Origin of the sequence: Paraburkholderia sp. (assembly GCF_028283785.1) — a bacterium.
Classification (GTDB): domain Bacteria; phylum Pseudomonadota; class Gammaproteobacteria; order Burkholderiales; family Burkholderiaceae; genus Paraburkholderia.
Map to the genome: position 1 here is coordinate 331,569 of NZ_JAPWKB010000013.1, position 11,345 is coordinate 342,913.

General features: G+C 63.9%; 11 protein-coding genes. 8 read left to right on the plus strand and 3 right to left on the minus strand.

Annotated elements, in window-relative coordinates; all coding sequences use genetic code 11:
- Positions 1 to 74: 74 nt before the first annotated feature.
- Entirely contained in the window at positions 75 to 2,168 is a 2,094-nt protein-coding gene (locus tag PW947_RS15525; RefSeq protein WP_299633215.1) for a tetratricopeptide repeat-containing sulfotransferase family protein, read from the plus strand.
- A 2-nt stretch (positions 2,169 to 2,170) separates the two neighbouring features.
- On the opposite strand, the gene PW947_RS15530 is transcribed toward PW947_RS15525, so the two are convergent.
- On the minus strand, positions 2,171 to 3,040 hold the full coding sequence (locus PW947_RS15530) for an alpha/beta hydrolase (protein ID WP_299633216.1): 870 nt from the start codon (positions 3,038 to 3,040) through the stop codon (positions 2,171 to 2,173).
- A complete protein-coding gene (locus tag PW947_RS15535; RefSeq protein WP_299633217.1) occupies positions 3,037 to 4,209 on the minus strand; it encodes a glycosyl transferase family 8 in 1,173 nt (390 codons plus the stop codon). Before PW947_RS15535 ends, PW947_RS15530 begins: the two co-directional genes overlap by 4 nt.
- A gap of 277 nt (positions 4,210 to 4,486) precedes the next feature.
- Here PW947_RS15535 and PW947_RS15540 point away from each other — a divergent pair, with 277 nt between their 5' ends.
- Positions 4,487 to 4,660, plus strand: a complete 174-nt coding sequence (locus tag PW947_RS15540; protein ID WP_299633218.1) for a hypothetical protein — start codon at positions 4,487 to 4,489, stop codon at positions 4,658 to 4,660.
- Between the two features lie 114 nt (positions 4,661 to 4,774).
- Here PW947_RS15540 and PW947_RS15545 read toward each other — a convergent pair whose 3' ends face one another.
- Complete coding sequence (locus tag PW947_RS15545) at positions 4,775 to 5,668, minus strand: PAS domain-containing protein (RefSeq protein WP_299633219.1); 894 nt, start codon at positions 5,666 to 5,668, stop codon at positions 4,775 to 4,777.
- Between the two features lie 320 nt (positions 5,669 to 5,988).
- On the opposite strand from PW947_RS15545, the gene PW947_RS15550 reads away from it, so the two are divergent.
- The 6 genes from PW947_RS15550 (at position 5,989) to yejB (ending at position 11,343) form a co-directional block, all read left to right on the plus strand.
- Positions 5,989 to 6,702, plus strand: coding sequence for a MotA/TolQ/ExbB proton channel family protein (locus PW947_RS15550; protein WP_299633220.1), 714 nt, complete (start codon positions 5,989 to 5,991; stop codon positions 6,700 to 6,702).
- Positions 6,695 to 7,141 carry a biopolymer transporter ExbD gene (locus PW947_RS15555; protein ID WP_299633221.1) on the plus strand — a complete coding sequence of 149 codons (447 nt, stop codon included), beginning with the start codon at positions 6,695 to 6,697 and terminating at the stop codon, positions 7,139 to 7,141. Before PW947_RS15550 ends, PW947_RS15555 begins: the two co-directional genes overlap by 8 nt.
- Before the next feature lie 116 nt (positions 7,142 to 7,257).
- Positions 7,258 to 7,668, plus strand: coding sequence for a biopolymer transporter ExbD (locus PW947_RS15560; protein WP_299633222.1), 411 nt, complete (start codon positions 7,258 to 7,260; stop codon positions 7,666 to 7,668).
- Between the two features lies 1 nt (position 7,669).
- Entirely contained in the window at positions 7,670 to 8,401 is a 732-nt protein-coding gene (locus PW947_RS15565) for an energy transducer TonB (RefSeq protein ID WP_299633223.1), read from the plus strand.
- On the plus strand, positions 8,391 to 10,262 hold the full coding sequence (locus PW947_RS15570) for an extracellular solute-binding protein (RefSeq protein ID WP_299633224.1): 1,872 nt from the start codon (positions 8,391 to 8,393) through the stop codon (positions 10,260 to 10,262). The genes PW947_RS15565 and PW947_RS15570 overlap by 11 nt, the downstream gene beginning before the upstream one ends.
- 1 nt (position 10,263) lies before the next feature.
- Entirely contained in the window at positions 10,264 to 11,343 is a 1,080-nt protein-coding gene (yejB, locus tag PW947_RS15575; RefSeq protein ID WP_299633225.1) for a microcin C ABC transporter permease YejB, read from the plus strand.
- Positions 11,344 to 11,345 lie beyond the last annotated feature (2 nt).

Consider the following 11,345-nt stretch of genomic DNA (forward strand, 5'->3'; position numbering starts at 1 on the left):
GGTTGTTCCGGTACGCGCGATTTTTCTCGTTATCGCGCGTACCATTGCTGGAATTACGTTTCAAGGAAGTTCGCATGTCGCAGGCTACTCCTCCCGGCACCATGACCATCGTCGAAGCGCTCCAGCGTGCACACGCGCACTGGACCGCAGGACAGGCGCCCCAGGCCGAACAGCTCTGCCGGCGGGTGCTCGCAGCAGCGCCCGGGCATCCCGACGCGCTCCATCTGCTCGGGCTCATGGCGCACGCATACGACAAGCTCGATATCGCGATCGACTGTCTGCGTCAGGCGTGCGAATCGCCGCTGGCGCCGGCCATCTATTCGAGCAATCTCGCGGAAATGTATCGTCAGCGAGGGTTGCTCGCGGAAGGCGAGGTCGCCGCGCGCCGCGCGGTCACGATGCAACCCGACCTCGTGTCCGGCTGGACCAATCTCGGCATCCTGTTGCAGGAGTCCGGCCGGTTCGACGACAGCCGCGAGTGTCTGGAGCGCGTCGTCGCGCTGCAGCCCGAGATGCCTGCTGCGCATAACAACCTCGCCAACACGTATCGCCGTCTGGGTCGTCTGGACACGGCGGAGACGCACTATCGCGAGGCGCTCGCGCTGAAGCCCGACTACGCCGAAGCCCACAGCAATCTCGCGTTCCTGCTGTCGGCAAAAGGACGCTATGACGACGCCGCTGCCGCGGCTCAGACCGCGATCGGCCTGAATCCGCGCCTCGCGGATGCGTATCTGAATCTGGCGGAAACCGAAGCGGCGCGTCATCGATACGACGCCGCGCTGCGCGCGCTGAACAGCTTGCGCGGTTTCGCGCCGCAGCATCCGGCCGCGCTCGCCGCGCTGTCGAAAGTGCTCAGGAAAACCGAGCGGTTCGATGAATCGCTGGTGCTGGCGCGCCAGGCGGTCGCCGCCGCGCCGCAGAGCGCCGACGCGCATCACGCGCTCGGCGGCGTGTTGCAATCGCTCGGCAATACCGAAGAGGCGCTGGCGTCGTACGAACGCGCGGCAAGCCTGCCGGGTGCCGTCGCCGAAGAAGCGATGACCGGTCGCGCGGCGCTGCTGCTCGAAGCGGGCCGCAAGGACGAAGCGCTGGCCGCATTCGATGCCGCGCTCGCGGCGTTTCCCCGTTCGGCGCAGGCACTGGCCGGTCGCGCGGACGTCCGCAAGTACCAGGCCGGCGACCCGGATTTCGCCGCGCTCGAAGCGATGCTGGCCGACGGCGAGCATCGTCCGTTGCCGGACCGACTCACCGTGCATTTCGCATTGGCCAAGGCGTATCTGGACGTCGGCGACAACGCGAAAGCGTTCGAACATCTCGACGCCGGCAACCGCCAGAAACGCGCGACCTTCGACTACGACAGCGCCGCGACCAGCCGCTGGACCCAGCGCATCGCCGATATCTTCACGCCCGAGCTGTACGCGCGGATGAAGGGCAGCGGGGCGGCTTCGGATCTGCCGGTTTTCATCATCGGCATGCCGCGCTCGGGGACCACGCTGATCGAGCAGATCATCGCGTCCCATCCCCAGGTCACGGGGGCGGGCGAGTTATCGGCGATGCGTCATGTGATCGACGCGCGCGGTGCGTTTCCCGACTCGATCCAGTCCATCCAGCCCGACGATCTCGCCGCACTCGGCGAAGCGTATCTTCAGCGCGTGACGCCGCTGGCGGCCTCACGCGCGCGGCTGGTCGACAAGATGCCGGCGAACTTTTTGTACGCCGGGTTGATTCCGCTGATGCTGCCTGGCGCACGCATCATCCATGCGCGGCGCGACGCGGTCGATACGTGTCTGTCGTGTTATACGAAGCTGTTTGGCGGCGAGCAGCCGTTTACCTACGATCAAACCGAACTGGGCCAGTTCTATCAGGACTACCAGCGGCTGATGGCGCACTGGCGCACCGTGCTCCCCGCCGACCGGTTTATCGAGGTTGATTACGAAGCCGTGATCGACGATGTCGAAGGCGAGGCGCGCCGGATGATCGCGTTCCTCGGCCTGCCGTGGGACGACGCGTGCCTGAAGTTTCACGAAAATCGCCGCGTGGTGCGCACGGCCAGCGTGAACCAGGTTCGCCAGCCGATCTACACGACGTCGCGGGGACGCTGGCGCAAGCATGCGGACCATCTCGGTCCGTTGCTCGACGCGCTCGGCGTCGATCGAAACCCGGCTTGATCCTAGCCGCCTTCGCGCGTGCAGGAAACCGGCATCGCCAGTAATTCGGGCCAGCGGCCGCTCCAGTCGCTGTAGTGCGTCAGGCCCGGAACCGTGATCGCGCGGGCGCACTGCCCGCCGGTGGCGGCCGCGAACCGATGGGCGACAGCGGGCGGCACGACGGTATCGTCCGCTCCGCTGAAGTGGAGTTGCGGAATATCGGCGACGTCACGGGCGTGATCGATTGCGTTTTCGGAGTCGGGCATCGCGGACACGTGATGCAACCGGTTCACGTATTCGTCGTCCAGATTGCCCGCGACCGTGCGGATCGACAGCACGTCGCGTCGCCGCGCGGCCACCAGCACCGCCAGTGCGCCGCCGCCTGAATAGCCGGTGATCGCAATTTGCTGCGACGGCACCCGCGCGGCGATCCGGTCGATCGCCACGTTCATCGCGGCCACGACTTCCGGCGCGTACCGCTTGCCGGTCCAGTAAGGCGTGCCGCAGCGCGGGTTCATCGCCATCGGCGTGAACTGGCACGGACGCGCCAGATACACCACGTTCGGTGCGGGATCGGCGGCGGCGAGCGTGAGGCCGAGCGCGTCGCGCGGCGTCGGATCGAGCGAAGGCTGCGTGCGTGTCACCCAGGCGAGTCCATCGCCTTCGATATAAATATCGACGGGCCGGTCCGGCCGCGTGATTCGCGAATAGGCGGTGAGCACGAACGTGCCGGTGTCGATCAACTCGCGCTGCATGCCGGCCGGTTGCGCGAGCGAATCGGCGTGCGCGGTACGGTCGAGCGACGCGCATCCCGACAGCGTCAGCGCGCCGCTCGCGGAGGCCGTCGACACCGCCAGCGCGACGATCCGCTTCAGACGAGCGGATACGTTCATCGCGCGGCCCGATCCTTCAACGCGTCGGTCATCGCCGAAATCACGTGATGCCAGTCGCCATATGCTTTTTGCCGGAACAGCCGGACGCCCGGATACCACGGCGTGTCGTCGCGATCGAGCAGCCAGCGCCAGTCGGGCACCATCGGCAGCATCACCCACGCCGGACGGCCGAGCGCACCGGCCAGATGCACCGGCGACGAATCGACCGAAATCAGCAGATCGACCACGCACAGGATTGCCGCGGTGTCTTCGAAATCGACGATCTCATCGCTGAGCGACACGACCGACATGCCTTCGGGCGGGTTGGCCGCCTGCTCCGACGCCGGGCCTTTCTGGATCGCGACAAAGGTGGCGCCGGACGCGCCCAGCGGCGCGAGTTGGTCGAGGTGCATCGAGCGGCGGGCGTCGTTCACGTGCGTGGGCCGTCCCGCCCACACCAGCGCGACCAGCGGACGCGGCAGATCCGCGAGCCGCCGACGCCATTTTTCGACGCGCTGCGGATCGGCCGACAGATACGGCATCGGGCCGGGCAGGTCGGACAGTGTCAGCCCCATCGCCATCGGCAGATCCATCAGCTCGCAATGCATGTCGAACGGCGGAGGCAGATCGCCGCGCGCGACCAGATGGTCGTAACCGGTGGTGCGTGACGCGAGCGGCAACGCTTCGCGATTCACTTCGAAGATCACCTTCGCGCCGCTGCGTTCGCGCGCCCACGGCACCATTCGCATGAACTGGAAGGTGTCGCCGAAACCTTGTTCGTCGTGGATCAGCAGCGTCTTGCCGGGAATCGGGCGACCGTCCCAACGCGGCTTTTGCACGCGCCGGCCGATCGCGAACGTATGCGGCATCCCGTAACGGTGATGGTATTCGCGCCAGCCGCGCTCGAATTCGCCGTGCAACAGCAGCGTTTCAGCCAGATTGAACCGTTGCGTCAGGTCGCCGGGAACGGTCGCGACGATCATTTCCTGGATCATCCGCGTTTCGGCGATTTTGCCCTGCGGACGGATTGCGTCCACCAACAGTTGCCACAGCGGAATCGGGCCGCTGCCCGACGCGAGATGCGGGCGGATCAGCGCTTCGGCTTGCGCATGATGGCCTGCCGCGATCAATGCGCGAACCTGCTTCTCGAAGGCTGCGAAGGGAGTGGGTTCGACGTGTCCGTGGGTCATCTGGATAGCATGCAATGCGCGCGAGGTTCTGGTTCGAACCGGTTCGCTCGAAGCAGGCAATCTTACTGTGAGTTGGGTGCGGTTTGGTACGACGTCAGCGGCACAGGCTTACGAAATGTTCTGGATTCGCCCCACGCAGCCGAAAATCCCGGTTCCGTCTGGAAATAATTGCGGCGAGGGCTAAATTCCGTCCGGGTTCTTCCGTTGACCAGTTATATCGCGGTCATCGGCACCGCGAGCGACAGCGCCAAAAGCGCGTTAACCGGTGGAGGAAATCATGGACGTACGTCAGATGGCTGCGCAGTGGAGCGACTTGCAGGCCCAAGCGGCGGACGCGGAGCAATTTCAGCGCGATACGGAAAAAGCGTACATGCTTCGCGCGGAAGCGGTCGGTGTGGAGAAACAGCTGAAGGCCGCGGGTTACGATCTGCATTCGCTCGTGGTGCTTTGAGGGGCCGGAAAAGCCCGGTCAACGGTTGCACGACCGGGCGGATAACGACGCGGATCGCCGGGCCGGTTGCGGATGTCGGTGCATGTATCCGCATTCGCCCAGCCGGGGGCACCGTTACCGGACCTGGCGAACCTGCACGGTTTTAGTCTTTTTTTTCGCCTTCGTGGGAAGCGCTTTAACGGTCGCGGCTTTCTTGCTGACGCGCTGCGCCTGTTTGGAAGCAGCCTTCGCACCACCGGAGTAACCGAGTTCTTCGAGGTAGTTGTAGATCGTGAAGCGTGAGACCGACAGGGAATGCGCGACCCGCTCGACTGAACCCTTGATGACGAACACTCCGCGTTTCAGCAGTTCGAACACGATCTGCATCTTCTCGTTCTTGTCCATCAGCGCGGCGGGTTTGCCGACCAGGTTGACCGCGCTGCTCACCATCTCCTCGATCAGATCGTCAACGGTGGGGCGTTGCTCCTGCAGCGCCGCCTGCGGGGCTTCCTGATCGACGCCCAGAAGCTTTTGCAGCGACGCATGCAGCGACTGGTATTCCGAGAGATCCGTGTTCGTACACACGGAGGCGAAGGCCTTGCCCTGGCGGTTTCTGAACAGCACCGTCGCGGACTTGAGCTCGCGGCCGTCTTTCATTCTGGACCGGTAGTGGCCGATGGACGCGGAAATGCCCTTCGACGGCGGCTGGTCCTGATACAGCAGATCGAGCCCCTGGTCGTCGACCGGCGCGGCGATGATCGGATCTCCGACCTGCCGACCCGACACATGACCATTGATGATGGTGTGCGTGGAGTGCGCAGGCGTGCGGATGTCGTGCAGGATGATCTCGGTGTTGGGCGGCATCGTGCCACCCAGACCTTCGAGCACGAGGCTGAGGATGTCGATGATCTTCTGTTCTTCCTCGTCGCTTGAAATGTCGCGATGCGAGAAGTTGGCGGCAAAGGGCTGTGTCTTCATGAGCAGGAAAAGTGTGTTCCGGTCTCTGCTGGGGATGGCCAGATCGATCAAGCGTAGCACGAATTGAACATTTTGTTTAGGTCCGGCGCGGCGACTTCAACAGACCCGATCGGAATTTTGTTGAGCTTTCGGCAGCTTTCGATTTTCTCGTTATTTCCCCTGATTTCACGGGTCACCTCCCGATTTTTGAAACAAGCCTGCTGCCTCGTGTTCAACAAAATTTTGACTTACGGGCGATTACACCTGGCTTTTTATAAACTTTTTGTTGAGAAGTATTTTTTTACATGCCAGAGTTCGCTCGTCGTGACGGGGAAGGTACATCGTACCGCTCCGGCGCTTTCGAAATTTCCTTGCGGAAGGACTCTGTAGCCATGTTGAACACCCTGATTACCTGGAGCATCGAGTCGTACGGTCTGTTGCCGCTGATGGCGGTCATCCTGCTGATCGCGCTGGCAGTCATCATCGAGCGGTTGTCGTTCCACGGTAGGGTCACGCGTGCCGGCGACGCGCTTCAGCGTCAACTGCAACGCGCGCAGTATCAGAACATGTCGGCGTTGTCGGACGTCGCGAGCCAGTATCAGGGCACACTCCAGGTCGAGCTGTTCGAACCGGCGCTGAAACTGCGCCCGATCGACGCCGAAACGCTCGACCGACATATCGAGGAGTCGATCCTCACGATCATGCCGAAAATGACCCGCAACCTGTGGCTGATCGACACGACGGTGACGCTCGCGCCGTTGCTCGGTCTGCTGGGAACGATCATCGGCATGATGCAGTCATTCGACGTGCTGAGCACGTCGGCAAAGGGCAACCCGACCGCGGTGACAGGCGGCATCGCCCATGCGCTGGTCGCCACCGCGTTTGGTCTGGCGATCGCCATCATCGCCGTGGTGTTCCTCAATTTCTTCAACACACGCAACCGTCTGCTGCTCAACCAGATGGAAGTCATCAAGACGATGCTCATCAACCGGATCTTCGGCGGCGCGTTGCAGACGACCAGCAGCGCCAACCCGACCGGCGCGTCGAAACCGGAAGCCCCGGCCGGCGCGGAGTGGAGCGCGCACGCCGAGGTTCGTCATGGCTAGGCATCTGCTGGCCGACGAAGACGAGGCGCGCATCGAGATCATTCCGATGATCGACATCATGATGTTTCTGCTGGTGTTCTTCGTGATGGCGACGCTGAAGATGATCACCAACGCAGGCATCACGCAGAACCTGCCGGGCAACGCCGTGCCGCAGGAAGAGCAGAAGATCGACAAGCTGATCGTCGGGGTTGCCGCCGATGGCACGCTCACGCTGAATGGCGCACCGCTGGCCGCTGCCGGGCTCGAGCCGGCGCTCCGGCAGGCCCGTCAGGACGAGGCCAGCAAAGGTCAGGCGCAAGTGCTGATTGCCGCGCAAAAACAGGCCGATCTGCAGGCGGTGATGCATGTGGCGGACGCCGTGCGACATGCGGGTATCCAGGCGCTGGGCATCGCCACGCAGGCGGACAGCTTGCCTTCGGCGCACGGCGCGATCCGCTAGTGCGCCAGCCCGGCCGTGCGCTTGTCCGGTAACGGACGCACGATCCGGCGATCCGGCAGTCAGTCGCTCCTCTGGCTGATCCGCTCATTTCGACAGTGACCTAACACGGAATTCCTATGGCCAAGAACCGGGACGCCTTCCTGGGTGGGAAGCGCGCGCGCATCGAAATCATTCCGATGATCGACATCATGATGTTTCTGCTGGTGTTCTTCGTAATGGCGACGCTCAAGATGATGACGGGCGCGAACCTTCAGTTGACGCTGCCGGACTCCAGTACCGCGGACACGCTGCCGCCGCAGCCGGTGCTGCTCGGCGTCAGGGCCGACGGCACCGCGACACTGAACGGCCGCGCGATGGATCGTGCGCATATTCAGGCCGAACTCGCGCGACTGGACGCAGCGGCCACCAAACCGGCGATCGTGATTGCGGGCGACAAGGGCGTCAGTTCGGAACTCCTGATCGACACGATGAACCTGGCGCAGCAGGCGGGCGCCAGCCAGATCAGCATCGCTACCGAGCAGAACTGACATGACTACGATTTTGCCAGGTATGCGAGAAGGCGCTCCCACGCGACGCAATAAAGGCCAGCCGATCGGTTTGCCGCGCGCGCTCGCGATCGCGTTTGCGATCGAAGCGCTGGCGATCGCCGGTTTGATGAGCGTGCGGCACACGCCGCCCGCGCCGCCGCACGACGAACCGATCGTGATGCGGGCGCTAACGCCGGTCAAACCCATCGAGCCGCCGAAGCCGCCCGAACCCGTCAAGCCGCCGCCGCCCGCGGTCCGGCAGATCGTCCGGACGCCGCCGAAAGTGGTCCACGAAAGCGCGCCGATGAAGCTGGACGCACCGAAGCCGGTTCCGGCACAAGCGGCCGCGCCCGCGCAGGTCAGCGTGCCGCAGGACGTCGGCGCGCAGCATCAGGCGCAAGGCCCCGCGGACGCGAAGCCGACGCCGCCCGCGCCGCCGTCGCCACCGACGCTCGCGATCCGCCATGGCGTGCAACGAATCGGCGGCAGTTATCCGGCGTATCCGGAGCAGGCGCGCCGTCGGGGGATCGGCGGCAAGGTGGTCGCGCATCTGGTCGTGCATCCCGACGGCTCGGTCGGCGAGGTCACGATCGTCAGCTCGCAGCCGCGCGGCGTGTTCGACGAAGAGGTGATCCGCTCGCTGAAAGGCTGGCGTTTTGCACCGGACCCGACCGGCTTTATCGGTGAGGTCGAGATCTCTTTTGCTGTGCCGGATAGCGACGATGACAACTGATCTGTACGGCATGCTCGCTCATACGCTGCGGCGTCTGGGCGTTGCGTTGACGCTCGGCGGTGCTGCCTGCTGCCATCCGGCATTCGCCGCGCCGCAATACGCGTTGACCGCCTACGGCGAAGCGCCGAAATATCCGGCCGGCTTCAGCCACTTCGATTACGTGAACCCGACGGCGCCGAAGGGCGGCACGCTCGCGATCGCGTCGGAAGATCCGCTGCGCTTCGATCACCTGATGCCCCACACGATCGACGGCAACGGCGTCACGCAGATCGATACGCTGGTGTACGCGCCGCTTGCCGTCCGTTCGCTCGACGAGCCCCTGACGGTCTACGGTCTGGTTGCGCAGTCGATGGACCTGTCGGCCGATCGAAGCACGTTGTGTTTCACGCTCAATCCAGAAGCGCGTTTCGCCGACGGCACGCCGATCACCGCCGACGATGTCGCGTTTACTTTTGATCTGCTGCGCAGCAAGGGCGATTACAGTTTTCGGCGCAAGTTCGCAGACGTCGCGAAGGTGACGGTCGAGTCGCCGACACAAATCCGTTTCACGTTCAGTTCGACGCAAAGCCGCACCTTGCCGCTCGAACTCGCGCAAATGCGGGTGATGCCGAAACACTGGTGGGCGACCCGCAACTACGACAATGGCGGCGGCTTCGACGCGCCGCTCGGCAGCGGTCCGTACAAGGTCGTGCAGGTCGATCCGGGGCGCACCGTCGTGTTCGAGCGCGTGCCCGACTGGTGGGGCGCGAATCTGCCGGCCGCGAAGGGCATGTACAACTTCGACCGGATCACGCTAAAGGTCTACGGCAGTCGCGACGTGATGCGCCAGGCGCTGCTCGCCCACGATATCGACGTCAACATCGAAAAGGCCGCGTCCGCGTATCAGGTCGGCTACGACGGTGCGGCGTTGCGCGACGGCCGGTTGCAACGCGGCATCTTCGGCGACCGCGACTACGCGTCGGGCTTCGTGTTCAACCTGCGTAATCCACTATTCCGCGACGTGCGCGTGCGCCGCGCCATCGCAATGCTGTGGGATTTCGAATGGGTCAACGCGCGGCTCTACCGGAACTTCAACCAGCGGCAGGTCAGCATGTTCGCGCCGGCCGCGTTGCAAGCACACGGGTTGCCGTCCGCCGCCGAGCGCACCGTGCTCGAACCGTTACGCGGCGAAATCGCGCCCGAAGTCTTGACGACGCCGTTCAGCGTGCCGACCGGCGACGGCTCCGGCGATATCCGCACGCGTCAGATCGAAGCCTTGCATCTGCTGGAATCGGCCGGCTGGCATCCGGTCGGCGACAGTCTCGTCAATGCGCAAGGCCAACCGCTGAACTTCACGTTTCTCAACGTCAACAAGGGCTTCGAGCGGGTGTTCATGTCGTTCAAACGGAGCCTCGCGGAAATTGGCGTGACGCTGAACCTGAAAACCGTCGACGTCGCGCAATACGGCAACTTTCTCCAACAGAAGCGTTTCGACATGATCTTCAACAGCTTCTATTCGCCCGCGACGCCGGGCGCCGAGCTCAACGACTACTACGCGAGCGCGTCGTATTCGGCGCCGGGTACGCAAAGCTGGATGGGCCTGCGCGATCCCGCCGTCGATCAGTTGATCCAGGGCGTGCAGCGCGCGAGCACCCGCAGCGAGATGGAAACCTACGCGCATGCGCTCGATCGCGTGATGGAGTGGCAATACCTGTGGATACCGTCGATGCGCAGTCCCGGCGCGGCGCTGGTGTACTGGAACCGCTTTGGCCGTCCGGCGATCCAGGCGCCAGCCGATACCAACATCGACAGCTGGTGGGTCGACAGCGCGACGCCGGTAACAGCCGCCGCACAGCCGCACGTTGCGACGGGAGCGAACTGACATGATCGCGTACATCTTGCGGCGACTCTGCCTGATCGTGCCGACCTTGCTCGCCATTCTGGTGGTGAACTTCATTATCGTGCAGACGGTGCCGGGCGGTCCGGTCGAGCAGGCAGTCGCCCGTCTGAACGGCATTGCGGGCGGCAATGGGGTGCTCGGGTCGTCGGCGGCGCCGGGCGATTCGGGTGGATCGGCGGGCGGCGCCTATTCGAGCAACGGCGTCGATCCGGCCTTGATGGCACAGATCCGCAAACGCTACGGCTTCGACAAACCGCCGCTCGCGCGCCTCGGATCGATGATCGTCTCCTATGCGCATTTCGATTTCGGCACCAGCTTCTATCTCGGCGAACGCGTGATCGATCTGATTCGCGAGAAGCTGCCCGTTTCGCTGTCGCTGGGCCTGTGGTCGACGTTGCTGACGTATCTGATCGCGGTGCCGCTCGGTATCCGCAAGGCATTGCGTCACGGCAGCCGCTTCGACGTGTGGACCAGCACCGGCATCGTAGTCGCTTACGCAGTACCGACCTTCCTGTTCGCGGTGATGCTGATCACGCTGTTCGCGGGCGGGCTGGGCATCAACGTGTTCCCGCTGCGCGGTCTCGTGTCCGACAACTTCGCGCAGATGACGCCGTGGCACGCGCTGCTCGACTACGGCTGGCATCTCGTGCTGCCGGTGGTGTCGTTGAGTCTGGGCACGCTTGCGGCGACCGCGATCATGACCAAGAACGCGTTCCTCAACGAAATATCCCGGCAGTACGTGGTGACGGCGCGCGCAAAAGGGCTGACCGAGCGGCGCATTCTGTACCGCCACGTGTTCCGTAACGCGATCCTGCTGCTGGTTTCCGGCATTCCGCAAACCTTCACGAGCGTGTTTCTCGGCGGTGCGCTGCTGATCGAAGTGCTGTTCTCGCTCGATGGCTTCGGCCGCATGAGTTACGAAGCGGCGATGTCGCGCGACTACCCGGTGGTGTTCGGTTCTCTCTTTATCTTCACGTTGGCGGGCATGCTGATCAAGCTGATCGGCGATCTGCTGTACATGCTGGTCGATCCTCGCATCGATCTTTCCGCGAGGGCGTCATGAGC

What these genes read in the sequence shown, in the direction of transcription:
- PW947_RS15525 (WP_299633215.1), top strand. Translation starts at nt 75, where the DNA reads ATGTCGCAGGCTACTCCTCCCGGCACCATGACCATCGTCGAAGCGCTC.
- PW947_RS15530 (WP_299633216.1), bottom strand. Translation starts at nt 3,040, where the DNA reads ATGAACGTATCCGCTCGTCTGAAGCGGATCGTCGCGCTGGCGGTGTCG.
- PW947_RS15535 (WP_299633217.1), bottom strand. Translation starts at nt 4,209, where the DNA reads ATGACCCACGGACACGTCGAACCCACTCCCTTCGCAGCCTTCGAGAAG.
- PW947_RS15540 (WP_299633218.1), top strand. Translation starts at nt 4,487, where the DNA reads ATGGACGTACGTCAGATGGCTGCGCAGTGGAGCGACTTGCAGGCCCAA.
- PW947_RS15550 (WP_299633220.1), top strand. Translation starts at nt 5,989, where the DNA reads ATGTTGAACACCCTGATTACCTGGAGCATCGAGTCGTACGGTCTGTTG.
- PW947_RS15555 (WP_299633221.1), top strand. Translation starts at nt 6,695, where the DNA reads ATGGCTAGGCATCTGCTGGCCGACGAAGACGAGGCGCGCATCGAGATC.
- PW947_RS15560 (WP_299633222.1), top strand. Translation starts at nt 7,258, where the DNA reads ATGGCCAAGAACCGGGACGCCTTCCTGGGTGGGAAGCGCGCGCGCATC.
- PW947_RS15565 (WP_299633223.1), top strand. Translation starts at nt 7,670, where the DNA reads ATGACTACGATTTTGCCAGGTATGCGAGAAGGCGCTCCCACGCGACGC.
- PW947_RS15570 (WP_299633224.1), top strand. Translation starts at nt 8,391, where the DNA reads ATGACAACTGATCTGTACGGCATGCTCGCTCATACGCTGCGGCGTCTG.
- yejB (WP_299633225.1), top strand. Translation starts at nt 10,264, where the DNA reads ATGATCGCGTACATCTTGCGGCGACTCTGCCTGATCGTGCCGACCTTG.